18 protein-coding genes are annotated in these 24830 nt (G+C 73.7%); 7 read left to right on the forward strand and 11 right to left on the reverse strand.

Features of this window, described 5'->3' with window-relative positions:
• Positions 1–89 precede the first annotated feature (89 nt).
• Positions 90–2669, reverse strand: coding sequence for an aminopeptidase N (gene pepN, locus ACFVFS_RS34840; RefSeq protein WP_380628888.1), 2580 nt, complete (start codon positions 2667–2669; stop codon positions 90–92).
• A 157-nt stretch (positions 2670–2826) separates the two neighbouring features.
• Positions 2827–4668: a PQQ-binding-like beta-propeller repeat protein gene (locus ACFVFS_RS34845; protein ID WP_380628889.1), complete on the reverse strand. Its 1842-nt coding sequence runs from the start codon at positions 4666–4668 to the stop codon at positions 2827–2829.
• Positions 4669–5027: 359 nt separating this feature from the next.
• Here ACFVFS_RS34845 and ACFVFS_RS34850 point away from each other — a divergent pair, with 359 nt between their 5' ends.
• From ACFVFS_RS34850 to ACFVFS_RS34860, 3 genes are all read left to right on the forward strand, one after another.
• Positions 5028–6212, forward strand: a complete 1185-nt coding sequence (locus ACFVFS_RS34850; RefSeq protein WP_380628890.1) for an ROK family protein — start codon at positions 5028–5030, stop codon at positions 6210–6212.
• 237 nt (positions 6213–6449) lie between these two features.
• A complete protein-coding gene (gene dxs / locus ACFVFS_RS34855) occupies positions 6450–8354 on the forward strand; it encodes a 1-deoxy-D-xylulose-5-phosphate synthase (protein ID WP_380628891.1) in 1905 nt (634 codons plus the stop codon).
• A gap of 135 nt (positions 8355–8489) precedes the next feature.
• Entirely contained in the window at positions 8490–10031 is a 1542-nt protein-coding gene (locus tag ACFVFS_RS34860; protein ID WP_380628892.1) for an ArnT family glycosyltransferase, read from the forward strand.
• A gap of 79 nt (positions 10032–10110) precedes the next feature.
• Here ACFVFS_RS34860 and ACFVFS_RS34865 read toward each other — a convergent pair whose 3' ends face one another.
• From ACFVFS_RS34865 to ACFVFS_RS34885, 5 genes are all read right to left on the reverse strand, one after another.
• Entirely contained in the window at positions 10111–12255 is a 2145-nt protein-coding gene (locus tag ACFVFS_RS34865; RefSeq protein WP_380628893.1) for a 3-hydroxyacyl-CoA dehydrogenase NAD-binding domain-containing protein, read from the reverse strand.
• Between the two features lie 2 nt (positions 12256–12257).
• The gene (locus ACFVFS_RS34870; RefSeq protein WP_380628894.1) at positions 12258–13475 is read right to left on the reverse strand and encodes a thiolase family protein; all 1218 of its coding nucleotides are present in this window, start codon (positions 13473–13475) and stop codon (positions 12258–12260) included.
• A 304-nt stretch (positions 13476–13779) separates the two neighbouring features.
• A complete protein-coding gene (locus ACFVFS_RS34875) occupies positions 13780–15033 on the reverse strand; it encodes an HRDC domain-containing protein (protein WP_380628895.1) in 1254 nt (417 codons plus the stop codon).
• Positions 15034–15198: 165 nt separating this feature from the next.
• Entirely contained in the window at positions 15199–15915 is a 717-nt protein-coding gene (locus ACFVFS_RS34880; protein WP_355369198.1) for a response regulator transcription factor, read from the reverse strand.
• Between the two features lie 317 nt (positions 15916–16232).
• Positions 16233–16895, reverse strand: coding sequence for a DUF3000 domain-containing protein (locus tag ACFVFS_RS34885; protein WP_380628896.1), 663 nt, complete (start codon positions 16893–16895; stop codon positions 16233–16235).
• A gap of 247 nt (positions 16896–17142) precedes the next feature.
• Between ACFVFS_RS34885 and hemE the strand changes: the two genes are divergently transcribed.
• Entirely contained in the window at positions 17143–18156 is a 1014-nt protein-coding gene (hemE, locus tag ACFVFS_RS34890; RefSeq protein ID WP_380628908.1) for a uroporphyrinogen decarboxylase, read from the forward strand.
• Between the two features lie 70 nt (positions 18157–18226).
• On the opposite strand, the gene ACFVFS_RS34895 is transcribed toward hemE, so the two are convergent.
• Together ACFVFS_RS34895 and ACFVFS_RS34900 are read right to left on the reverse strand one after the other, a co-directional pair.
• Positions 18227–19285: a DUF4349 domain-containing protein gene (locus tag ACFVFS_RS34895; protein WP_380628897.1), complete on the reverse strand. Its 1059-nt coding sequence runs from the start codon at positions 19283–19285 to the stop codon at positions 18227–18229.
• 174 nt (positions 19286–19459) lie between these two features.
• On the reverse strand, positions 19460–19900 hold the full coding sequence (locus tag ACFVFS_RS34900; protein WP_380628898.1) for a DUF523 domain-containing protein: 441 nt from the start codon (positions 19898–19900) through the stop codon (positions 19460–19462).
• A gap of 52 nt (positions 19901–19952) precedes the next feature.
• Here ACFVFS_RS34900 and ACFVFS_RS34905 point away from each other — a divergent pair, with 52 nt between their 5' ends.
• Genes ACFVFS_RS34905 through hemQ form a run of 3 tightly spaced genes read left to right on the forward strand, consistent with a single transcriptional unit; the run spans position 19953 to position 22742 of the window.
• The gene (locus tag ACFVFS_RS34905) at positions 19953–20549 is read left to right on the forward strand and encodes a Uma2 family endonuclease (RefSeq protein ID WP_380628899.1); all 597 of its coding nucleotides are present in this window, start codon (positions 19953–19955) and stop codon (positions 20547–20549) included.
• Between the two features lie 34 nt (positions 20550–20583).
• The gene (gene hemG, locus ACFVFS_RS34910; RefSeq protein WP_380628900.1) at positions 20584–22020 is read left to right on the forward strand and encodes a protoporphyrinogen oxidase; all 1437 of its coding nucleotides are present in this window, start codon (positions 20584–20586) and stop codon (positions 22018–22020) included.
• The gene (gene hemQ / locus ACFVFS_RS34915) at positions 22017–22742 is read left to right on the forward strand and encodes a hydrogen peroxide-dependent heme synthase (RefSeq protein WP_380628901.1); all 726 of its coding nucleotides are present in this window, start codon (positions 22017–22019) and stop codon (positions 22740–22742) included. The genes hemG and hemQ overlap by 4 nt, the downstream gene beginning before the upstream one ends.
• 63 nt (positions 22743–22805) lie before the next feature.
• On the opposite strand, the gene ACFVFS_RS34920 is transcribed toward hemQ, so the two are convergent.
• Complete coding sequence (locus ACFVFS_RS34920; protein ID WP_380628902.1) at positions 22806–23582, reverse strand: TIGR04222 domain-containing membrane protein; 777 nt, start codon at positions 23580–23582, stop codon at positions 22806–22808.
• Positions 23583–23678: 96 nt separating this feature from the next.
• Positions 23679–24761 carry a TIGR04222 domain-containing membrane protein gene (locus ACFVFS_RS34925; RefSeq protein WP_380628903.1) on the reverse strand — a complete coding sequence of 361 codons (1083 nt, stop codon included), beginning with the start codon at positions 24759–24761 and terminating at the stop codon, positions 23679–23681.
• Positions 24762–24830: the final 69 nt, after the last annotated feature.

Here is a 24830-nt window from a genome sequence, read left to right on the forward strand (position 1 = left end):
GACACCCCGGGGGGGGGCCGGGCCGCGGGCCGCGCCCGCCTCGGGCGTCCCCGCCCCCTCCGCACTCCCGTACGGAGGGGGCGTCGGCGTCAGCGCTGCGCGGCGGCCCGGTCGGCGGCCTGCGCCTTCAGCGCCCGCTCCACACCGGCCCGCGCCTCGACGACCTGGCGCCGCAGCGCCGGCGCCGGGTCGGCGGAGGCCAGCCACGCGTCGGTGGCGTCCAGCGTGGCCTGCTCGACCAGCAGCGACGGGTACAGGCCGACGATGATCTGCTGCGAGATCTCGTGGCTGCGGGTCTCCCAGACGCCCTTCACCGCGGCGAAGTACTTCGCCGCGTACGGCGCGACCAGCGCGCGCTGGTCGGCCTGCTGGAAGCCGCCGATCACCGAGGCCTGCACGTAGTTGGTCAGCTCGTCCGACTCCACCACGGACGCCCAGGCCGCGGCCTTGGCCTCGGCGGTGGGCCGGGCCGCCCGGCAGCTGGCCGCGTGCTCCTGGCCGGCCGCGGTGTTGTCGCGGGCCAGCTCGGCCGCGATCCCGGCCTCGTCGGCCCGGCCGGTGGCGGCGAGCCGGTTCAGCAGGGTCCAGCGCAGCTCGGTGTCCACGGCCAGGCCGGGGATCTCGGCGGTGCCGTCCAGCAGCCCGGCGAGCAGGCCGAGCTGACCGTCGGTCCGGGCGACGCCGGACAGCGTCCGTGCCCAGGCCAGCTGGTGGTCGCTGCCGGGCTCGGCGGCGCGCAGCGCCTCCTCGGCGGCCTCGGCCCAGCGGGCCAGGCCCTCCTCGCGCCAGGCCGGGTCGGCGTAGGCGTCCAGCGCCAGCTTGACCTGGCGGTGCACCGACTGGACCACGCCGATGTCGCTCTCGCGCGGCAGGCCGGAGAGAGCGAGCGTCAGGTAGTCGCGGGCGGCCAGCTCGCCGTCGCGGGTCATGTCCCAGGCCGAGGCCCAGCACAGCGCGCGCGGCAGCGCGTCGGTGAAGCCGCCGAGGTGCTCGGTGACCACGGCCAGCGAGTCCTCGTCCAGCCGGACCTTGGCGTAGGACAGGTCGTCGTCGTTCAGCAGGATCACGGCCGGGCGGTGCCGGCCGACCAGCTGCGGCACCTCGGTGCGCGGGCCGTCGACGTCCAGCTCGATCCGGTCGGTGCGCACCAGCGCGCCGTCGGTCAGCTCGTACAGGCCGACGGCGATCCGGTGCGGGCGCAGCACGGCCTCGCCCTTGGCGCCGGCCGGGAGCGCCGGGGCCTCCTGGAGCACGGCGAAGGACTCGATGTCGCCGTCGCCGTTCAGGGTGAGCGCGGGCCGCAGCACGTTGATGCCGGCGGTCTCCAGCCAGGCGGCGGACCAGGCCTTGAGGTCGCGGCCGCTGGCCTCCTCCAGCGCGCCGAGCAGGTCGCCGAGCCGGGTGTTGCCCCAGGCGTGGCGCTTGAAGTAGGCGCGCACGCCCTCGAAGAAGGCGTCCTGGCCGACGTAGGCCACCAGCTGCTTGAGCACCGAGGCGCCCTTGGCGTAGGTGATGCCGTCGAAGTTGACCTGGACGTCCTCCAGGTCGTTGATGTCGGCCATGATCGGGTGGGTGGACGGCAGCTGGTCCTGCCGGTACGCCCAGGTCTTCATCTGGTTGGCGAAGGTGGTCCAGGAGTTCGGCCACCGCGAGTCGGGCGCCTCGGCCTGGCAGACCGCCTCGGCGTAGGTGGCGAACGACTCGTTCAGCCAGAGGTCGTTCCACCACTCCATGGTGACGAGGTTGCCGAACCACATGTGGGCCAGCTCGTGCAGGATCGTCGCGGCGCGGGCCTCGTACGCGGCGTCGGTCACCTTGGACCGGAACACGTACTGGTCGCGCAGGGTGACGGCGCCCGCGTTCTCCATCGCGCCGGCGTTGAACTCCGGCACGAACAGCTGGTCGTACTTGGGGAACGGGTAGGGGAAGTCGAACTTCTCCTGGAAGTAGTCGAAGCCCTGCTTGGTGACCTCGAAGATCGCCTCGGCGTCCAGGAACTCGCGCAGCGAGGGACGGCAGTAGATGCCCAGCGGCACCTTCTGCTCGCCGTTCTCGTAGGCGTCGAAGACCCCGACGTAGGGGCCCGCGATGAGCGCGGTGATGTACGAGGAGATCCGGCCGGTCGGGGCGAAGCGCCAGACCCGGGTGTCGCCCTCGCCCTGCGGCTCGGGGGTGGGCGAGTTGGAGACCACGCTCCAGCCGGCCGGCGCGGTCACGGTGAAGGTGAACGCGGCCTTGAGGTCGGGCTGCTCGAAGTTCGCGAACACCCGGCGGGCGTCCGGCACCTCGAACTGGGTGTAGAGGTAGGTCTCGCCGTCGACCGGGTCGACGAACCGGTGCAGGCCCTCGCCGGTGTTGGTGTAGGCGCAGTTGGCGACGACGCGCAGCTCGTTCTCGGCGGCGAGGCCCGGCAGCGCGATCCGGCTGTCGGCGAAGCCGGCGGTGTCGAGCCGCTCGCCGTTGAGGACGATCTCCTCGACGCTCGGGGCGACCAGGTCGATGAAGCTGGCCGCGCCCGGGGTGGTGGCGGTGAACCGGACCACGGTGGTGGACCGGAACGTGCCCCCCTCTCGGGCCGAGCTCAGGTCGAGCTCGATGTCGTACGCGTCCACGTGCAGGAGGTCGGCCCGGGTGCGGGCCTCCTCGCGGGTCAGGTTGGTGCCGGGCACTCGCAGGACTCCTTCGTCGGGCTGATGTCTGGCATCCTGCCATGCCCGCCCGCCCGGTCCGCCGGAATGTGCCCGGATACGGGACGGGCGGGACGGCAGGGGCCTGGGACGTGTACGTCCCCGTCGGCCCCGACCGCCCCGCCCGCCCGCGGTGCCGTTACTTCTTGACGTACTTGAACACGGGGGAGTCGAAGCTGCCGCGGGAGAACCCGTACAGCGACCCGTCCGAGTTCATGACGAACTCGTTGGTGCTCATGCCGATGTTGAAGGAGGAGCTCTTGCCGACGGTGAGGTTGCCGAGCTCGCTCACCGCGCCGTCGGCGGGGGCGAGCGTCACCAGCTTGGCGTCGTTGCCGTAGCCCATGTCCAGGATCGCCCGGACCTTGCCCTCCTTGTCGGTGGCGGAGACCAGCCGCAGGCCGTCCTTGGCCTTGCCGTCGGTCGACCAGAGCCGCTTGCCGGTGTTCAGGTCGTACGCGTTGATCGCCGGCTTGCTGGGGTTGGTCTGCACGTACAGGGTGGTGCCGCTGACCACGCTCTGGGTGAAGGCGTCGGCCAGGCCGCTGAGCCGCAGGGTGTCGTAGCCGGGCTCCTTGACGGGCATCTGGGTGCCCGGCTTGTTGGTCTTGTCGAACGGCAGCACGTAGTCGCCGTTCGCGCCGCTGGACATCGACAGCACGAGCGGCTGGTCGGAGAGGACCTTGTCGACCCGCTCGATGCTGCCGGTCAGGGTGATCGGCGCGGGCGAGGCGACCTTGCCGGTCTCCGTCTCGACGATCACCAACTGCGACTTGACGGTGGTGTTGAGGCCGTAGCAGCGGTCGGTGACCACGATCTGCGCGCCGGCGGCGGTGCCGTAGACGCTGCAGTCCTTCTCGCGCGGCTGGAAGGCCCAGACCGCGGAGCCGTCGGCGACGTTCACCGCGGCGGCGGTGTTGGCGCCGATGCCGACGACCTTGTCGGTGATGCTCAGGCTGGGGGAGGACATCCGGCTCTGCCCGACCTTGACCGTCCACGACAGCTTGCCCGTGGTGAGGTCGACGGCGGCGATGGTGGAGCAGTCGCTGTCGCCGGTGTTCAGCGAGACCGCGGCGACGTGATTGGAGTTGGCGCTGTACGAGGCGGTGCAGAACTCCTTGGCGCCGGCCGGCACCGGGATGCTCCAGGCCTCCTTGCCGTCGGCGGTGTTGACGGCGCGGATGCCGGTGGTGTCGGCGCGAACCGCGACCTTCTCGGCGCCCCAGATGGCGAGCAGCCGGGTGGTGCCGCTGACCGAGCTGGCCGGCTTGTCGGCCGCCCAGGCCAGGTTGTAGGCGCCGGCCTTGCCGCCGCCCCCGCCGCCGCCGGTGGTGCCACCGGTGGACGGCGACGGGCTGGTGCTGCCGCCGGTGTCCGGCGAGGGCTCGCCGGTGACCGCACCGGTGGTGCCTCCGGAGGCGGCCGGCGGGTCGTCCTTCTTCTTGTTGTCGTCGGTGAACAGCACGACCAGGCCGGCGACGATGGCGATCGCCAGCACACCGCCGATGACGCCGCCCCAGACCATCACGGGGTTGCGCTGCTTGGGCGGGGCGGGCACCGGGGCGCCGGGGTAGCCGTAGCCGCCCTGCTGCGGGTAGCCGTACCCGCCGGCGCCGCCGTCGGCGGGTGGCGGGGCGGCGTAGCCGTACGGCGGCTGGCCGGCGGCGGGGGCCCCGAACTGCGGCTGGCCGGGGGCCGGGTCGTACGGGCCGACCGGCGCGGCCGGCGCCGGACCCTGCGCGGGGAAGGCGGGGGCGGTGGGCGGGTAGGCGTACCCGCCCGGTGCCGCGGCGGGCGGGGCCGGCGGTGCGGCGGGCGGCGCGGCCGGAGCCGGCGGCGCGGCCTGGCCGGGGACCGCCGCCCCGTCGAGCTGTGTCTGCTGGTCCGCCACGGCCGCCGGGTCGACGCCGCCCGGCTTGCGTCCGAGCGAGACGCCCCGGTTGTCCGGACCGCCGCCGGGAGCTTCGCCAGCTCCCGCCATCGGGTGATCCCCTGCCATCTGATGCCCCGTCATGTCTGGAAGCGTCCCGGGCTCGGTGCACATCCGTGACCGGCGGGACGGGTGAGATTGGGCACCATCGTACGGGGGGTCGGTTTTCGGACGGGCGGCGGAACCCCGCCCCCCGGCCGTCCCCGCGCCGACCTGGGCCGGTGTCACCCCCCGCACACCCCCTCCGACCTGGCCCGCAACCCCGGACGCACCCGTTGGGGCACCCGGTGCCACGCACCGTCCCTTCGCCTTCCCTCCCCCGTGCCTTCACCTTCCGCCAGGCCCTAGGCTTCAGGACTTGAAAGGGGACGCCCGGCGGAGGGGTCCCCGCGCCCTTGGGAGGGTGGATCATGTCGACGGACACTCCGGGCTCGCAGTCCTCGCTGCACCGGGCCAACCTGGAGCGGGTGCTCCGGGCGGTGCGGATGGCCGGCTCGCTGACCCAGGCCGAGATCGCCCGCGGTACCGGCCTCTCGGCGGCCACCGTGTCCAACATCGTCCGGGAACTGAAGGAGAGCGGCACCGTCGTGGTGGCCGACACCTCCGCCGGCGGCCGGCGCGCCCGCAGCGTCTCGCTCAGCGGGGACGCGGGCATCGTGGTGGGGATCGATTTCGGCCACACCCATCTGAGGGTCGCCGTCGGCAACCTCGCCCACCGGGTGCTCGCCGAGGAGAGCGCCCCGATGGACGTCGACGTCTCCGCCGCCCAGGGCTTCGAGCGGGCCGAGGCGCTGGTCGAGCGGCTGCTCGCGGAGGCCGGCTTCCGCTCCGACAAGGTGATCGGCGTGGGCCTCGGCGTCCCCGGCCCGATCGACGTGGAGACCGGCGCGCTGGGCTCCACCGCGATCCTGCCGGGCTGGACCGGCATCGCCCCCGGCCGTGAGCTGGCCGAGCGGCTCGGCCTGCCGGTGCACGTCGACAACGACGCCAACCTCGGCGCGCTCGGCGAGCTGGTCTGGGGCGCCGGCCGGGGCCTGAGCGACCTCGCCTACATCAAGGTGGCCAGCGGCGTCGGCGCCGGCCTGGTGGTCAACGGGCAGATCTACCGGGGGCCGGGCGGCACCGCGGGCGAGATCGGCCACATCACCCTGGACGAGGCCGGACCGGTCTGCCGCTGCGGCAACCGGGGCTGCCTGGAGACCTTCGTCGGCTCCCGCTACCTCCTGAACCTGCTCACCCCCACCCTCGGCACCGGGCTCACCCTGCCCCGGGTGGTGGAGCTGGCCCGGGAGGGCGACCTCGGCTGCCGCCGGGTGATCGCCGACGCCGGCCGGCAGATCGGCACCGGCGTGGCCACCCTGTGCAACCTGCTCAACCCGCGCCGGGTGATCCTCGGCGGCGACCTCGCCGACGCCGGCGAGCTGGTGCTCGCGCCGATCCGCGACTCGGTGGCCCGCTACGCGATCCCCAGCGCCGCCCGCCAGCTGTCGGTGGTGCCGGGCACCCTGGGCGGCCGCGCCGAGGTCCTGGGCGCGCTCGCGCTGGTGATGAGCGAGGCGGGCGACTCCAGCGCCCTCGCGGTCACCCGGCCCTGACGGCCGCCGCGCGCTCCCGGCCGCCGCCGGTCCGCCCGGCGGCCGGGCCCACCGACACGCCGGTTTTCCTCGTTCACTCGAAAGAGTGACCGCCGAGGTGACTGGCGCGTACCGGCCGTCGGTACCGGACGCCCCGCCCGGTGTTCGGTAGGCGGACATTAGACTCGACCGGTCGACACCGGGCAGCGACGCCCGTCGGGCCCCCGCGGTCCGCGAACACTGAACGAGGAGGAACGGGTGGCCCTGCTGACCCGCATTCGGGGACCGCGCGATCTCGACCGGCTCACGCCCGGACAGCTGGCCGCCCTGGCCCAGGAGATCCGGACCTTCCTGGTGACCGAGGTCTCCAAGACGGGCGGCCACCTCGGCCCGAACCTCGGCGTGGTGGAGCTCACCATCGCGCTGCACAAGGTCTTCGACTCCCCGCGCGACCGGATCCTCTTCGACACCGGCCACCAGAGCTACGTCCACAAGCTGCTCACCGGCCGCCAGGACTTCTCCCGGCTGCGGGCCAAGGACGGCCTGTCCGGCTACCCGTCGCGCGCCGAGTCCGAGCACGACGTGATCGAGAACTCGCACGCCTCCACCGTGCTCTCCTACGCGGACGGGCTGGCCAAGGCCAACCAACTGCTCGGGAAGAACGACCCCGTGGTGGCGGTGATCGGCGACGGCGCGCTGACCGGCGGCATGGCCTGGGAGGCGCTCAACAACATCGCCGACGCCAAGGACCGCCCGGTCGTCATCGTCGTCAACGACAACGAGCGCTCCTACTCGCCCACCATCGGCGGCATGGCCAACCACCTCGCCACCCTGCGCACCACCCAGGGCTACGAGCGCTTCCTGTCCTGGGGCAAGGACGCGCTGCAGCGCACCCCGGTGGTCGGCCAGCAGCTCTTCGGGACCCTGCACGGCGCCAAGAAGGGCCTGAAGGACTTCATCGCCCCGCAGGGCATGTTCGAGGACCTCGGCCTCAAGTACATCGGCCCGATCGACGGCCACGACCTCACCGCCCTGGAGTCCGCGCTCACCAAGGCGCGCGGCTTCGGCGGCCCGGTGATCGTGCACTGCCTCACCGAGAAGGGCCGCGGCTACCACGCCGCCGAGAACAACGACGAGGACCGCTTCCACGCGGTCGGCAAGATCCACCCGGAGACCGGCCTGCCGGTCAAGAACGCCGGCGGCCGGAGCTGGACCTCGGTCTTCGCCGAGGAGATGGTCGCGCTCGGCCACGAGCGCGAGGACATCGTCGGCATCACCGCCGCGATGCTCCACCCGGTCGGCCTGGCGCCGTTCGCCGAGGCCTTCCCGGACCGCATCTTCGACGTCGGCATCGCCGAGCAGCACGCCGTCACCAGCGCCGCCGGCCTGGCCACCAACGGCCTGCACCCGGTCTTCGCGGTCTACGCGACCTTCCTCAACCGGGCCTTCGACCAGGTCCTGATGGACGTCGCCCTGCACAAGCTGGGCGTCACCTTCGCGCTGGACCGCTCCGGCGTCACCGGCGACGACGGCGCCTCGCACAACGGCATGTGGGACATGTCGATCCTCCAGGTCGTCCCCGGCCTGCGGCTCGCCGCCCCGCGCGACGCCGACCAGCTCCGCGCCCAGCTGCGCGAGGCCGTCGAGGTCAAGGACGCCCCGACCGTGGTCCGCTACTCCAAGGGCACCGTCGGCCCGGCCGTCCCCGCGGTCGGCACGGTCGGCGGCATGGACCTGCTGCGCGTGAACCCCGACGCCGAGGAGGGCCGCCGGGCCGATGTGCTGATCGTCTCGGTCGGCACGCTCGCCCCGATGTGTCTGGAGGTGGCCGACCTGCTGGCCGCCCAGGGCGTCACCGCCACCGTGGTGGACCCGCGCTGGGTCAAGCCGGTCGACCCGGCGCTGCCCGGCCTGGCCGCCGAGCACCGGGTGGTCGTCACGGTCGAGGACAACGGCCGGGTCGGCGGCGTCGGCGCGGCCGTCGCCCAGGCGCTGCGCGACGCGGACGTGGACCTGCCGCTGCGCGACTTCGGCATCCCGCAGGAGTTCCTGGACCACGCCTCGCGGCCCGAGATCCTCGCCGAGATCGGCCTCACCGCCCCGGACATCGCCCGCCGGGTGACCGCCCTGGTCTCCCGTCTCGACGTGGCCGTGGAGGCCTGAGGGCCGCCGCCCGCCGCTCCGGACCCGGGCCGTGTGTGACAGCTCTGTACCAGTCGCACCGGCCTGGGGCCGATAATCGCACCAAAGGCGGGACCGGCGCTGCCCGAGCCGAATCCGCCGGGTAGGTTGTCATCCGTGCCGACCCCCACCCGATCCCGTCTGACCGCGCTCGCCGAGCGCCTGCCCCTGGGGGTACCCCCGGCCGACGGCTGGGAGCGCGTGAAGACCGGCTACTGGACCCGGTTGGTACCGCTGCTGGCCCTGGTCGCCCTGCTCACCCACCTGCCGTCCTTCGTCCGCCCGGTCTGGAGCCCCGACGAGGGCTTCCTGGCCACCCAGGCCCGGATGCTCGCCGACGGGGGCGTCCTCTACGACACCGTGGTGGACCGCAAGCCGCCGCTGCTGCCCTGGCTCTACCAGGCCTGCTTCGCCGTCTTCGGCTCCGCCTCGCTCTGGCCGCTGCGCACCCTGGCGGTGGCCGCCCACCTGGTCACCGCGATCCTGCTGGCCTCGATCGCCCGCGGCCGCTGGGGCGACCGGGCCGGCGTCGGCGCGGGGCTGCTCTACCTGCTGGTCTCCATCGGGCTCTCCCCGGAGGACACCCAGGCGGCGACCTTCGAGGTCTTCATGCTGCCCGCCATGGTGGCGGCCTTCCGCTACGCCGAGCGCCGCCGCTGGCTGGCCGCCGGCATCGCGGTGGCGCTCTGCTCGCTGACCAAGCAGACCGGCGGCGCGGTGCTGCTGCCGGTGCTCTGGATGCTCTACCAGGACGCCCGCCGGCGCGGTGTCCGCTGGATCCCCGCCCTGCTCAAGATCGGCTTCGGCTTCACCCTGCCGATAGCGCTGGTCGCGGTGATCCTCACCAAACCCAAGGGCTTCCTGTTCTGGGTGGTGACCGGCAGCGGCGACTACGCGACCGTCGGCGGAGCCTGGCTGCAGATGCTCGGCCGGGCGCTCGGCAACTCGGCGATCCTGATCGGCGCCGGCCTGGGCTTCCTGCTGCCGGTGGGCCGCCGGCTCTGGCTGAAGCACCGGCACCGCCCGCTGCCGGTGGCCGGCGAGGAGCACGGCTCCACCACCGACCTGTGGATGTGGCTGCTCTCCTCGGTGGTCGCGGTCAGCATGGGCTTCCACTTCTTCGGCCACTACTACCTCCAGCTGATGCCGCCGCTGGTGCTGCTGGGCACCGGGGCGATCGCCACCTCGGCCGTCCGCTGGAAGCCCGTGCTGGCGTACACCACGGCCGCCGCCACCCTCTTCTGGGGCTTGGCGCTGGCCTGGCCGGGGGAGCGGCTGGACCGCACCACCGAGGTCGCCACCGCGGTCGCCGCGCAGACCACCCCCAAGGACACCGTGCTGGTCTGGGGCATGCACCCGGAGCTGTACTGGCTCGCCGACCGCAAGCCCGCCACCCGGTACCTCACCGCGGGCTTCCTGACCAACTACAGCGGCGGCAAGGACGGCAGCCCCAACGTCGGCGAGCAGTTCTCGATGGCCAACGCCTGGCAGACCTTCGACCAGGAGATCGCCAAGAGCCTGCCCGAGGTCGTCGTCGACGACTCCGGCCTCGCGCCCTACCAGCCCGGCATGATCCCGAAGATCGAGAACCTGCTGGAGACCCACTACGAGATGGTCGGCGTCTTCGCCGACACCGTCGTCTACCGCCTCAAGCGCTGAGACGGCCCCTCGGGGCGCGCGCACCCAACGGGAAGGGCCCCGGTGACCGATCGGTCACCGGGGCCCTTCCGCGGTCCTGCTAGGCGGGCACCGAGGCCACGCCCGGGGCGAGGAAGCGCTTGCCGTTCACCCGCTCCGAGACGCCCTCGCGGTCCAGGTACGGGGTGATCCCGCCCAGGTGGAAGGGCCAGCCGGCGCCGGTGATCATGCAGAGGTCGATGTCCTGCGCCTCGGCGACGACACCCTCCTCCAGCATCAGGCCGATCTCCTGGGCGACGGCCTCCAGGGAGCGGGCCAGGACCTGCTCCTCGGTCAGCACGGTGTCGCCGAAGGAGAGCAGCTCCAGCACCTCGGGGTCGAGGACCTGCTTGCCGTCCACCCAGGTGTAGAAGCCGCGCTTGCCGGCCTTGACGACCCTGCCGAGGTTCTCGGAGACGGTGAACCGCTCCGGGAACGCGCCGTGCAGGGTCTCCGAGACGTGCAGGGCGATGGCCGGGCCGACCAGCTCCAGCAGCACGATCGGGGACATCGGCAGCCCGAGCGGCTCGACGCCCTTCTCGACGGTGGCGATCGGGGTGCCCTCGTCGATGATGTTCTGGATCTCGCCCATGAAGCGGGTCAGGATCCGGTTGACCACGAACGCCGGGGCGTCCTTGACCAGCACCGAGGTCTTCCGCAGCTTCTTCGAGACGCCGAAGGCGGTGGCCAGCGAGGCGTCGTCGGTCTTCTCGCCGCGGACGATCTCCAGCAGCGGGAGGATCGCGACCGGGTTGAAGAAGTGGAAGCCGACGACCCGCTCGGGGTGCTTCAGCTTCGAGGCCATCTCGGTGACCGAGAGCGAGGAGGTGTTGGTCGCCAGCACGCAGGTCGGCGAGACCACGTTCTCCAGGTCCGCGAAGACGGTCTGCTTGACGCCCATCTCCTCGAACACGGCCTCGATCACGAAGTCGGCGTCGCCGAAGGCCGCGGCCTTGTCGAGCGAGCCGGAGACCAGGCCCTTGAGGCGGTTGGACTTGTCCTTGCCGATCCGGCCCTTCTCCAGCAGCTTGTCGATCTCGGCGTGGACGTAGCCGACGCCCTTGTCGACGCGCTCCTGGTCGATGTCGGTGAGGACCACCGGCACCTCCAGCCGGCGGGCGAACAGCAGCGCCAGCTGCGAGGCCATCAGACCGGCGCCGACGACGCCGACCTTGGTGACCGGGCGGGCCAGCGACTTGTCCGGCGCGCCGACCGGGCGCTTGGCCCGGCGCTGCACCAGGTTGAAGGCGTAGATGCCGCTGCGCAGCTCGCCGCCCATGATGAGGTCGGCCAGGGCCGCGTCCTCGGCGTCGAAGCCGGCCTGCAGGTCCGCGCTGTTGAGCGTCGCGGTCTTGACCTGGGCGATGATGTCCAGCGCCCGGTACGCGGCCGGGGCCGCCCCGTGCACCTTGGCGTCGGCGACCAGCCGGCCCCAGGCGACGGCGTCGTCCCAGGCCTTGCCGCGGTCGATCGCCTCGCGCTCGACGACCAGGTCGCCCTTGAGGACGCGGGCCGCCCAGAACAGCGACTGCTCCAGGAAGTCGGCCGGCTCGAAGATCGCGTCGGCGATCCCCAGCTCGAACACGTCCTTGCCCTTGAGCTGCTTGTTCTGCGCCATCGAGTTCTCGATGATGACCTTGACGGCCTTCGCCGGACCGATCAGGTTCGGCAGGATGCTGCAGCCGCCCCAGCCGGGGACGAGGCCCAGGAAGACCTCGGGCAGCGAGAAGGCCGGGACGCCAGCCGACACCGTGCGGTAGTCGCAGTGCAGGCCGACCTCGACGCCGCCGCCCATCGCCGCGCCGTTGTAGAACGCGAAGGTCGGGACGGGCAGTGCGGCGATCCGCTTGAAGACCTCGTGGCCGCCCTTGCCGATGGCCAGCGCGTCCGCGTGCTCCCGGAGCAGCTCGACGCCCTTGAGGTCGGCGCCGACCGCGAAGATGAACGGCTTGCCGGTGATCGCGGCACCGACGATGGCGCCCTCGGCGGCCTCCGCCTCGACCTGGTCCAGGGCCTCGTTCAGCTTGAGCAGCGAGCCCGGGCCGAAGGTGGTCGGCTTGGTGTGGTCGAAGCCGTTGTCCAGGGTGATCAGGGCCAGCCGGCCGGCCTGCAGCGGCAGGTCCAGGTGGCGCACGTGCGCGGTGGTGACGACCTCTCCGGGGAAGAGCTCGGCGCCGCGGGTCAGCAGCTCGGTCGTGGTGCTCATGCTCACTTACCACCCTCGAAGTGCGGGTTCTCCCAGATGACGGTGGCGCCCATGCCGAAGCCGATGCACATCGTCGTCAGGCCGTAGCGGACGTCCGGGCGCTGCTCGAAGCGGCGGGCCAGCTGGTTCATCAGCCGCACGCCGGAGGAGGCCAGCGGGTGGCCGAAGGCGATCGCGCCGCCGTACGGGTTGACCCGCTCGTCGTCGTCCGCGATGCCGTAGTGGTCCAGGAACGCCAGCACCTGGACGGCGAAGGCCTCGTTGACCTCGAACGCGCCGATGTCGTCGATGGTCAGACCGGCCTTGGCCAGTGCCTTCTCGGTGGCCGGCACCGGGCCGATGCCCATCACCTCGGGCTCGACGCCGACGAAGGCGTACGAGACCAGGCGCATCCGGACCGGCAGGCCCAGCTCCTCGGCCACGTCCTCGGCGGCCAGCAGCGAGGCGGTGGCGCCGTCGTTGAGGCCGGCCGAGTTGCCCGCGGTGATGTTGCCGTGCGGGCGGAACGGGGTCTTGAGCCCCGCCAGGTTCTCCATCGTGGTGCCCGGGCGCATCGGCTCGTCCACGGTGGCCAGGCCCCAGCCGGTCTCGCCGACCTCGGGGTTGGTGTTGCGGACCGAGATCGGCACCAGGTCGGGCTGGATGTCGCCGTTGGCGTACGCCTTGGCGGCCTTCTCCTGCGAGCGCACGGCGTAGGCGTCGCAGCGCTCCTTGGTCAGGTGCGGGAACCGGTCGTGCAGGTTCTCCGCGGTCATGCCCATGAACAGGGCGGACTCGTCGACGAGCTTCTCGGAGACGAAGCGCGGGTTCGGGTCGACGCCCTCGCCCATCGGGTGGCGGCCCATGTGCTCGACGCCGCCGGCCACGACCACGTCGTACGCGCCGAAGGCGATGCCGCCGGCGGTGGTGGTCACGGCGGTCAGCGCGCCGGCGCACATGCGGTCGATCGCGTAGCCGGGGACGGACTTCGGCAGGCCGGACAGCAGCGCGGCGGTGCGGCCGATGGTCAGACCCTGGTCACCGATCTGCGTCGTGGCCGCGATGGCGACCTCGTCGATGCGCTCGACGGGCAGGTTCGGGTTCCGGCGCACGAGCTCCCGGATGCACTTGACGACCAGGTCGTCGGCGCGCGTCTCGTGGTAGATGCCCTTCGGGCCGGCCTTGCCGAACGGGGTGCGGACGCCATCGACGAAGACGACGTCCCTCGCGGTACGAGGCACGGGGGCTCTCCTCCCAGGGACCAACGGTTCAGGTGGGCAGGCTGCCGCTCACCCTCCCACGGGGGGAGACGGGCGGCGCCGCCTGTCGGCCATGCTACCCGTCGGTAACCTTCCTGCCCAGGCCCGGACGCCGCATCACCCGGTGTGTCCCCCGCCACTGTGATTCGCCCGCTCGCTTTCGGGCGGGTCTCGGGGCGGGGACTCGCCCGCCCGCCGTCCGCACGGGCCTCGGGTGCGGGCGCGGGCACGACGAAGGGGACGCCGCCCTCCCCGGGCGACATCCCCTTCTCCGCTCGTCCGCCGCTCAGCCCTGCTGCGCCGCCGTGGCCGCCGCCTTGGCGAAGGCGTCCGCCAGTACGGGGGCGACCTGGTCGACCTGCCACTGACGGGCGCCCAGCCGTCGCAGCGCCGCGGCCACGTTCGCGGCGGAGGCGTCGGCCGGCGGCTCCCAGGACACCCGGCGGACCAGGTCCGGGGTGATCAGGTTCTCGGCGGGCAGGTGGTGCTGCTCGGCCAGCTCGCTGACCGCGGCGCGCGCTCCGCTCAGCCGGGCGGCGGCGACCGGGTCCTTCTCGGCCCAGGCGCGCGGCGGCGGCGGGCCGTCGTGCGGCGCGGCGGCCGGCGGCAGCTGGTTCTCCGGCACCTCCCGCCCGCGCTGGACGGCGGCCAGCCACTGCTCCAGCTGGCGCCGGTGCACCCGCGGCCCGAAGCCCTGGACGGCCTGCAGCGCGGCGATGTTCAGCGGCATGGCCAGCGCGGCGTTGACGATCGCGGCGTCCGACAGGACCCGGCCGGGCGAGACGTCCCGCTCCTGCGCCGTCCGGTCGCGGGCCTGCCACAGCTCGCGCACCACGGCCAGCTGGCGGCGCCGGCGCACCTTGTGCAGCTGCGAGGTGCGGCGCCAGGGGTCGGTCCGCGGGGCCGGGCGGGGGGCGGCGGCGATCGCGGCGAACTCCTCCAGGGCCCAGCCGAGCTTGCCCTGGGCGTCCAGCTCCCGTTCGAGTGCGTCGCGCAGCTCGACCAGCACCTCGACGTCCAGAGCGGCGTAGCGCAGCCACGGCTCGGGCAGCGGGCGGGTGGACCAGTCGACCGCGGAGTGCTCCTTGGCCAGGCTCAGCCCGAGCACGCTCTCGGTCATCGGTCCGAGGCCGACCCGGGCGAAGCCGGCGATCCGGCCGGCCAGCTCGGTGTCGAACAGGCGCTGGGGTCTCATGCCCACCTCGGCCAGACAGGGCAGGTCCTGGGTGGCGGCGTGCACCACCCATTCGGTGTCCGCGAGGGCCGCGCCCAGCGGGCCGAGGTCGGGGCAGGCGATCGGGTCGATCAGCGCGGTACCGGCGCCCGCGCGGCGCAGCTGGATGAGGTACGCCCGCTGGCCGTAGCGGTAGCCGGAGGCCCGCTCGGCATCGACGGCGACCGGTCCGGTTCCCGCCGCGAAGGCGGCGACGGTGGCGGCCAGCGCCCGCTCGTCCGCCACGACCGGAGGGATCCCCTCCTTCGGTTCGAGGAGCGGGACCGGGGCTGCTTCTTCTGGGATGGCTGCTACGGCGTCGGTCACTCCCCAAGGGTACGACGGACCCCGCGACCGGGAGTGTTGTCGGACTGGTCAGACCGATGCGGGAGGCGCCGCGGCACCGCCCGGCGGAGTGCCGGGGTGCTCCCCAGCATGCTGCGGCGGCCCCGGAGGAAACGTTCCTCCAGGGCCGCCGCAGCGGTGGCCGTCTCAGTGGATGATGCCGGTGCGCAGCGCGACCGCGACCATCCCGGCGCGGTCGCCGGTGCCGAGCTTGCGGGCGATCCGGGCGAGGTGGCTCTTCACGGTCAGCGCCGAGAGGCCCATCGCCACGCCGATCGCCTTGTTCGACTGGCCCTCGGCCACCAGCCGCAGCACCTCCACCTCGCGCCCGGAGAGCTCGCGGTAGGCGGCCTGCTGCGCGCCCGGCGCACCGTGCGCCCCGGGAGCGCCCGGCGCCCCGTGCGCGCCCGGCATGCCCGGCATTCCGGGCCGGCGCATCCGCCCGGCCAGTCCGGCGGCGCCGAGCGGCAGGCCGGGGCGGCCCGGCATGGCCACGTTGGTGCGGGTGCCGGTGACGACGTAGCCCTTGACCCCGCCGGCCAGCGCGCTGCGCACGGCGCCGATGTCGTCGGCGGCGGAGAGCGCCAGCCCGTTGGGCCAGCCGGCGGCGCGGGTCTCGGCGAGGATGGTGAGTCCGGAGCCGTCGGGGAGGTGCACGTCGGCGACGCAGATGTCGCGCGGGGTGGAGACCCTGGGGCGGGCCTCTGCGATCGAGGACACCTCGATCACGTCCCGGACGCCGAGCGCCCAGAGGTGACGGGTGACGGTGTTTCGGACGCGGGGATCGGCGATGACCACCATGGCGGTGGGCTTGGTCGGGCGGTAGGCGACCACGTTTGCGGGGTGCTCAAGAAGGACCGACACCAGGCCTCCTGCGGGAGTGGCGGACGGAACCCCGAGGGGGCGGTCGGAGTGTTCCGCGTTCGGAAAGGGTCACAGTCTGCTTCGGCAGCATCCGTGCCCGGCTTTAGCGAAAGATCACGATCTAGTGAGTCACAATACGGACAAATCGCGCAGATGACTGATGCGACATGCGTGGAATTCGCACAAAATCGATCAGATCACGCGCAAACCGGTCAGTTCCGAGCGCTTTGTTGACGGAGAGCCGCACTGAAGTCACACTCTGTCAGCCTTGGGGGTGGCGGCGCGTCCACCGGTGACGCCCCGGCGAGCGCCACTCCTCAGTGCGAACGGGGGCGTCGCCGCGCGGGCATCGGGACCACTCCACCGAGTGACGTGACGTCCGCGGGGGAGTGCGGGGCCGGGGCGACGGGCGGCAGGCCCGCGCTGATGCAGAGCAGGTCCCCCCAGGCCGCCAGGTGCCGCTCGAAGCGGCCGTCGGCCGGCGTCCAGGACGCCCGGATCTCGATCTCGGTGCTCGACGCCCGGTCCGCCAGCCCGCCGAAGTACTGCGAGGCGGACAGCGACACCGTGCCGGACGGCTCCGCGTACCCGGCGCCGTGCGCCTGCAGCGCGTCCAGCAGCCAGGCCCAGCCGACCTCGGAGATCATCGGGTCGCCGGCCATCTCCGGCTCCAGCTCGGCCCGGGTCATGGTGACCACCCGGAAGTCCCCGTTCCAGGCCTCCTGCCCGGCCGGGTCGTGCAGCAGCACCAGCCGGCCGTCGGCCAGCTCCTCGCCGTCCACCTCGACGGCGGCGGTCAGCGCGAAGGCGTGCGGCGCCAGCCGGCGCGGCGCCGGGGCGGGGGAGAGGACGAGCTCGGGGCGCAGCCGGGCCTCGGAGAGTGCCTCCACGGCGGCCCGGAACTCGCTCGGCGCCGCCTCCCGACCCGTTCCGCCATCTGCTCCGCCACCCTGTGCGGGGTGCCCTCCGACCGCTGCCATGACCCGAAGACTAGGTCGAAAAGCCGGGTAATCGCCGCAACTTCTTCCCGCGCGGCGCGCCGGGGCGGCAATCCGGCCAGATCTTGGAGGAACCGACGAGGCCACCGGGGCGGACGGGTCCGGGCCGCGTGCGAAGATTTGGAGCGTGAGCGAGACGACGGCAGACACCCCGGCAGTCCCCCCGACCGGCGCCACCCCCGGTCAGCAGCCCGACGCGCGCCGCGGGGCCGCGTACGACTCGGCGTTCCTGCGCGCCTGCCGGCACGAGCCGGTACCGCACACCCCGGTGTGGTTCATGCGCCAGGCCGGCCGCTCGCTGCCGGAGTACCTGAAGGTCCGCGAGGGCATCCCCATGCTGGAGTCCTGCATGCGGCCCGAGCTGGTCAAGGAGATCACCCTCCAGCCGGTGCGCCGGCACAAGGTGGACGCGGCGATCTTCTTCAGCGACATCGTGGTGCCGCTCAAGGCGATCGGCATCGACGTCGACATCAAGCCCGGCATCGGCCCGGTCATCGCCGACCCGATCCGCACCGCCGAGGACCTCAAGCGGCTGCGCCCGCTGGAGCCGGACGACGTCCCCTACATCACCGAGGCCGTCGGCCTGCTCGTCGACGAGCTGGGCACCACCCCGCTGATCGGCTTCGCCGGCGCCCCCTACACGCTGGCCAGCTACCTGGTCGAGGGCGGCCCGTCCAAGAACCACGAGAACACCAAGGCCATGATGTACGGCGAGCCCGAGCTGTGGGCCGCCCTGGTCGACCGGCTGGCCGACATCACCTCCGCCTTCCTCAAGGTCCAGATCGAGGCCGGCGCCTCCGCCGTCCAGCTGTTCGACTCCTGGGTCGGCGCGCTCGCCCCGGACGACTACCGCCGCTCGGTCATGCCGGCCAGCACCAAGGTGTTCGACGCGGTCGCCGGCTACGGCGTGCCGCGGATCCACTTCGGCGTCGGCACCGGCGAGCTGCTCGGCCTGATGGGCCAGGCCGGCGCCGACGTGGTCGGCGTCGACTGGCGGGTGCCGCTGAACGTCGCCGCCGAGCGGGTCGGCCCCGGCAAGGGCCTGCAGGGCAACCTCGACCCGGCGGTGCTGTTCGCGCCGACCAGAGCCGTCGAGACCAAGGCCCGCGAGGTGCTGCACGCCGCCCAGGCGCTCGGCACCAGCGGCCACATCTTCAACCTCGGCCACGGTGTGCTGCCCAGCATGGACCCGGACGCGCTCTCCCGCCTGGTCGCCTTCGTGCACGAGGCCAGCGCCCGCTGACGCCCCGCGACGGCGGCGGGCCCCGCCCCGGGGGAACCGGGGCCGTCGCCGCCGCCGTCGCGCCCGGAGGTCAGGGCGTCCGCCGCTCCCCGCCCGGCTTCCCCCCGGGCTCCTCCTCCGGCTCCTCCTGCTCGGGCTCCGGAGCCGCGAGGTCCCCGGCCGGCGGCGGCGCGAAGCCCGGGACCGGCTCCCGGTCCCGGCCGGTGCGCCCCGCCGCCCGCTTCCACCAGCGGCGGACCGCCCAGACCGCCGCCGCGATCGGCACCGCGACCAGCAGGAACGGCAGCAGCGCGGCCACCGCCACGAACAGCCCGCGCACGATGGTGAATAGCACGTGCCAGCCGCCGCCCAGCGCCGAGCCGACCGAGGCCCAGAAGCCCTCGTCCTCCTCCTCCGCGGCCGGGGCGTCGGGCCGGGCGGCCTCCTGCGGGCGCACGTCCAGCGTGATGGTGGACAGCGAGGTCCGCGCCGACAGCTCCTTCACCTGCTTCTGCAGCGACTCCAGGTCCGCCTCCCGGCGGCTCAGCTCGCTCTCCAGGCTGACGATCTCGGCCAGCGTCTTCGCCTGCGCCATCAGCGCCCGCACCCGGTCCACGCTCGCCTGCTGGCTCTGCATCCGGCTGTTGACGTCGGCGACCTGCTGGGTCAGGTCCTCCGCCTGGCTGCGCCGGGACAGCACCTCGCCGAGCCCGGCCAGCTGGTCCAGCGTCTGCTGGAACGCCGCCGACGGCACCTTCACCGTGACCTGGCCGCTCTGCGGGGTGACGATCGGACCGGTGCCGCCGGTACCGCTCGCCGTCTCGGCCGACACGTAGCCGCCCGCGGCGACCGCCAGTCCGCGGGCGCGCGCCAGCGCCTCGTCCACCTTCGCCGCCCGCACCGTCAGCTGTGCCGAGTACGCGATCTGCCGGGCGTCCACCACCGGGGCCGCCGAGGCCGGTCCGGCGGCCCGCCCGGTCGCCGCGGCCCCGGGCGCCGCCGGGGCGGCCTCGGCCGGAGCGCCCAGGGCGGAGTCCCCCTTGGCCGCCTCCCCGGCGGTGGCCTGCGCGGGGGCGGCCGCCGCGTTGTCGCGGGCGCCCCCGCCGTCGCTCGCCGAGCACCCCGCCGCCAGCGCCGCGGTCACGGCCACCGCCGCCAGCGCTCCCGCTCTTCGCCGTCCTCTTCCCACCGTCGGGCCCTCCCCTGGTCGACTCTGCGGCGCCCCTGCCGGGGCGCTCAGACCATTCGACGGGACCGGGCCCGGATCGGATCCGTCCGGTGCGTCGCAGCTTGATCACGTATCGGCTGCGGACCGGACAAGGCGTCAGACCGCCTCCACCTCGATCCCCGCCCGCCGCAGCAGTGCCGCCGTCACCCCGTCCCCCGGCCGCAGCGTCCCGCCGAAGGTGCCGTCGTACACCTGCCCGCACCCGCAGGACGGACTGCGCGCCATCAGCAGCGCCCGCCGCGCCCCCGCCGCCTCGGCCGCGGCGAGCGCCGCCCGCGCCCCGGCCACGAACTCCGCCGTGCGGTCCGCCCCGGTCGCGTCGACCACCCGCGCCCGCCCGTCCAGCACGTCCGCCCCGTCCCCGCCCACGATCTCCGCCGCCGCCCGCGGCGTCGGCAGCCCGCCCGCCCCCTCCGGACAGACCACGACCCCGTGCCCCCCGTCCACCAGTTCGGCCACCGCCCCCGCCGTCCTCGCCCGCCCGTCGTACCGGCACGGCACCCCGGCCAGACACGCACTCACCAGCACCTTCTCCATGTGTGCGAGCCTACGGGCCCTGCATCCGTTCCGGAGTCGCTACCGTGGGCCCATGAGCGAGTTGCCGGACTGGATGTACGCACCCCGCATAGAGGGGTGGTTTGCCGATGACCTCGATCACCTGCCGCAGGCACCGCGACACACCGAGCTGCTCGACGGAGCGCTGATCTTCATGATGTCCCCGCAGCGCTCCTGGCACAGCAAGGTGGTGTCGTCGCTGACCACGGTGCTGGAGTCCCTGGTGCCCGAGGGCTTCCTCGCCGATCGTGAGATGGCGATCAAGCTGAACCGGCGCAACCGCCCCGAGCCCGATCTCGTGGTCACGACCGCCGAGTACGACCCCGATCGGACCTGGTACGCGGCTGCCGACGTTGTGCTCGCCATCGAGGTCGTCTCGCCCGAGTCCGAGGAGCGGGACCGGTTCGTCAAGCTGCGGAAGTACGCCGAGGCCGGGATTCCGCACTACTGGGTGATCGAGGAGGAGGACGGCCTGCCGGTGGTCCACGTCTACGAGCGCGACGCCAACGTGTCGGCCTACGCCCCGGCCGGAATCTTCCGGAAGAGGCTGGAGCGGCCGGTGCCTTTCCCGCTCGACATCGACCTCGACGCACTCGTCCCGACCCCCAGGGCGAAGCGTGCAGCGGATTGAGGCAAAGGTGTAAAGACCTGCAAGACTGCGAAGCATGGCGCAGGCACATGTCGTGGTGATCGGCGGCGGTATCGCGGGACTGACCGCTGCCGCCGTGCTCGGTGGCGGGGCGGGGGAGCCCGCGCGGGCGAGGGTGACGCTGCTGGAGGCGTCGGAGCGGCTGGGCGGGAAGCTGTGGGGCGGCGAGGTCGGCGGGGTCCGGGTGGACCTCGGGGCCGAGTCGATGCTGGCCCGGCGGCCGGAGGCGGTCGAGCTGGCGCGGGCGGTCGGACTGGGGGAGCGGCTGGAGCCGCCGACCACCGCCAAGGCCGCGATCTGGACCCGGGGCGCGCTGCGGCCGCTGCCCGGCGGGCAGGTCATGGGCGTTCCCGGGGACCTCGCCGCGCTGGCGGACTCCGGGGTGCTGAGCCCCGAAGGACTGGATCGGGCCCGGCACGAGGTGGCCGGTGAGGCGGTCGCGGACGATGTCGCGATCGGCCGGTACGTCGCCGAGCGGCTCGGCCGCGAGGTGGTGGACCGGCTGGTGGAGCCGCTGCTGGGCGGTGTCTACGCCGGGCATGCCGACGAGATCTCGCTGCGCGCCGCGGTGCCCGCGCTGCTGCCGCTCGCCCGGGGCGGCGGGTCGCTGCTCGACGGGGTGCGCGAGCTGGCCAACCGGCCGAAGACCGCCGGCACCCCCGTCTTCCAGGGCCTGCGCGGCGGCCTCGGCACCCTGCCGGCGGCGGTCGCCGCGGCCTGCGCCGAGGCCGGCGTCGAGCTGCGCACCCGCACCGAGGTGACCGCGCTGCGCCGCACCGCCGACGGCTGGCGGGTGACCACCGGCGACGGCGACACCTTGGACGCGGCCGCCGTCGTCCTGGCGGTGCCCGCGCCCGCCGCCGCCCGGCTGCTGCGCGCCGACGCGCCGGCCGCGGCCGCCGGGCTGGACGGCGTCGAGTACGCCGGGATGGCGCTGGTCACCCTGGCCTTCCGCCGCGCCGACCTGCCCGAGCCCCCGGCCGGCAGCGGCTTCCTCGTCCCGCCGGTGGACGGCCGCCGGATCAAGGCGTCGACGTTCTCCTCCAACAAGTGGGGCTGGCTGGAGCGCTCGGCCCCGGACGCCTTCGTGCTGCGCACCTCGCTGGGGCGGCTGCACGAGGAGGAGCCGCTGGAGCTGGACGACGCGGAGCTGGTCGCCCGCTCGCTGGCCGACCTGGGCGAGGCGATCGGTCTGACCGCCCGCCCCTACGACACCGCCGTCACCCGCTGGCGGGCCGGACTGCCGCAGTACCCGGTCGGCCACCTGGACCGGGTCGCCCGGATCCGGGCGGCCGCCGACCGGGTGGGCGCGCTGGCGCTGTGCGGGGCGGCGTACGACGGCGTCGGCATCCCGGCCTGCATCGCGAGCGCCCGGGCTGCCGTCGCCGGGCTCGACAGAGTGTTGACCCCGCTGGCCGGGGCGAACGTCACGGAGAGGACAATGGGCGCATGACTGAGACCGTTGAGCAGCAGGCCGCCGAGCAGCGCGCGAAGAAGAAGGCGCGGGACCTGAACCAGGTCATCCGCTACACCATGTGGTCGGTGTTCAAGCTCAAGGGCGCCCTGCCCGAGGACCGCACCGGTCTGGCCGCCGAGGTCGACGAGCTGTTCGCCCAGCTCGCCGCCAAGGACGTCACGGTGCGCGGCACCTACGACGTGTCCGGTCTGCGCGCCGACGCCGATCTCATGGTCTGGTGGCACGCCGAGGACTCCGACGACCTGCAGGAGGCGTACAACCGCTTCCGCCGCACCGGCCTGGGCCGGCTGCTGGAGCCGGTCTGGTCGAACATGGCGCTGCACCGCCCGGCGGAGTTCAACAAGTCGCACATCCCGGCGTTCCTCGCCGACGAGCACCCGCGCGACTACGTCTGCGTCTACCCGTTCGTCCGCTCCTACGAGTGGTACCTGCTGCCGGACGCCGAGCGGCGCGCGATGCTCTCCGAGCACGGCCAGATGGCGCGCGGCTACCCGGACGTGCGGGCCAACACGGTCGCCTCGTTCGCGCTGGGCGACTACGAGTGGCTGCTCGCCTTCGAGGCGGACGAGCTGCACCGGATCGTGGACCTGATGCGCGACCTGCGCCCGTCCCGGGCCCGGCTGCACGTCCGCGAGGAGGTGCCGTTCTTCACCGGCCGCCGCAAGCCGGTCGCCGAACTGATCAACGGCCTGGTCTGAGCACGACCGCGGTCACCCGCGGGGAAGGGGCCCCGTCCGTACCGGACGGGGCCCCTTCCCGCGTCACTGCCGCCGCAGGGCGGCGCGGAGCCGGGCGTCCGGGAGGGCGGCGGGGCCGTTCATGGCGACGGCGGTGAGCAGCTCGCGCTCGTCGTCGTCGATGAGCCCGTGCTGGCGCGGCGGGCGGACCTCGCGGAGCACCTCCTGGCCGACCGGCGAGGCCCAGTGGGTGTAGGGGTAGACGTCGACCCGGGCCATCAGCAGGGTGCCCGAAGTGAGCACCAGCGGCAGGGAGAACCAGGCCAGCGGGGTCAGCGCGTCACCGTCCACCAGGCCGCCGACGACCAGGGCGACGGCCAGCATCACCAGCGACAGCAGCAGCGCCTGCCGGACCTGCCGGACCACCAGCACGGTGTGCCGCTGGACGGCGGCCGGGGTGGCCAGCCCGGCCAGCGAGAGCCGGCTGCCGATCTCCAGCACGGTCGGGTGGGCGGCCATCGCCGCCCGCAGGTCCTCGGTGCGGCACTGGCCCTCGGCGCCGACCGTGGCGACCACCGCGCGCTCCAGCCGGCTGCGCCCGCGGGGGTCGACGACGGTGGTCCAACCGGTGTGGGCGAGGTGCAGCCGGCCCCGGGAGGCCATCAGGACGAGGGCGAGCTCGACGACCCGGTCCGGACCGCCGGCCAGGTAGGCCGTCTCGTACAGCCCGATGCCGACCGCCTCAGGCGGCCGCGGGCCCTCCTGACCGGGGTGCGCGTCGGCTGCGGCGGCCATCCGGACCAGCCGGATGCAGGAGAGCACCGCGGCGACGCAGGCCGGGAGCAGGAAGAGCAACCACATGGGGTTGTTGTAGTCCCGGCCGCGCCGCACGCGGAACGTGTTCCCGGACCGCGATACCGAACTGTGACGTCCGGCGGGCCCGTCGGTCCGGCCCGATCAGGAGCCGCAGCCTCCGCCGCAGCTCGACCCGCAGCTGGAGGAGGACGAGGAGCAGCTGGAGCCGGAGCCCGACGAACCGCTGCCGCAGCCGGTGCTCCCGCCGCAGCCCGAACCCGGGGAGTCCGAGGAGCCCGAGGAACCGGAGGAACCGGAGGAACCGGAGGAGTCGGAGGACGAACCGCACCAGACCGCCGGGCCGGAACTGCACGAACCCCCCGAGGAGCCCGAGGTGCTGGAGGAGCCGGTGGCGGACGGGGAGGACGCGGAGAAGCCGGCCGCCCTGGCCGTCTGGTCGGCGGCCGCGGAGGCGAGCAGGGCCTGCTGCAGCTCTTCGTCGGCGAACTCGGCGCCGACGGCGGCCAGGCCGCCGAGCGCGATCGCGCCGAGCAGCGCGGCGTCGGCGTTCCGGGCCCCGTTGCGGGGCGTCCACACCTTGCCGTCGTCGACCAGCGAGAGCTGGCGGCGCCCGGCCGGGGTGATCCGGCCCCTGGGCGGCCGGGTGGCCAACAGGGAGGTCAGGCCGACGGCGAGCAGCAGCAGCGGGATCCACAGCGCGGGCCGCTCGTAGCCCGGCTCGTCGGAGTCGAGCAGGTAGGCGGCGGCGGTGAAGCCGACCGCGACCAGTAGCGCGAGCCAGATCAGCCGGTGCGCGGTCCTCGCCCGGCCCAGCTTGACGGGGTTGCGCAGCAGGCCCCGGCCGGCGAGTTCGTCGCCGATCGCCTGGACGCCCGGCGAGCGCATCACGGCGAGGCGCAGCGGGCCGAGCTCGCGGCTGCGGGTCGGGCCGACCGCGTCGACGATCTCGCGCTCGACCTTGTCGTACGGCTTGTCGGCGGTGACGGTGACCAGGCCGGCCCGGTTGACCACGACGTGGCCGGCCCGGTGCATCCGGACCAGGGCGGTGTCGAAGACCCGGCCGGGGCCGCCGGACAGGAAGGCGGCGTCCAGCAGCGGGATGCCGCGGCCGGGCAGCCCCTTGGGGTTGGGGACGCGCTGCGCGGCCTGCCGGGCCCGGGAGGCCCACAGGACGGCGGCGGTCAGCAGGACGGCGGGGACGAGGTAGTAGGCGTTGTGCCACATGGGCGGTTCCCCCGGGTGGTGAGACGTGGTTCCGGCGCGCGCGGCGCCGTGGTTCGGACGGTGCTGGGA

The sequence above is a fragment of the Kitasatospora sp. NPDC057692 genome (assembly GCF_042799475.1).
In the GTDB taxonomy this organism is placed as follows: Bacteria; Actinomycetota; Actinomycetes; order Streptomycetales; family Streptomycetaceae; genus Kitasatospora.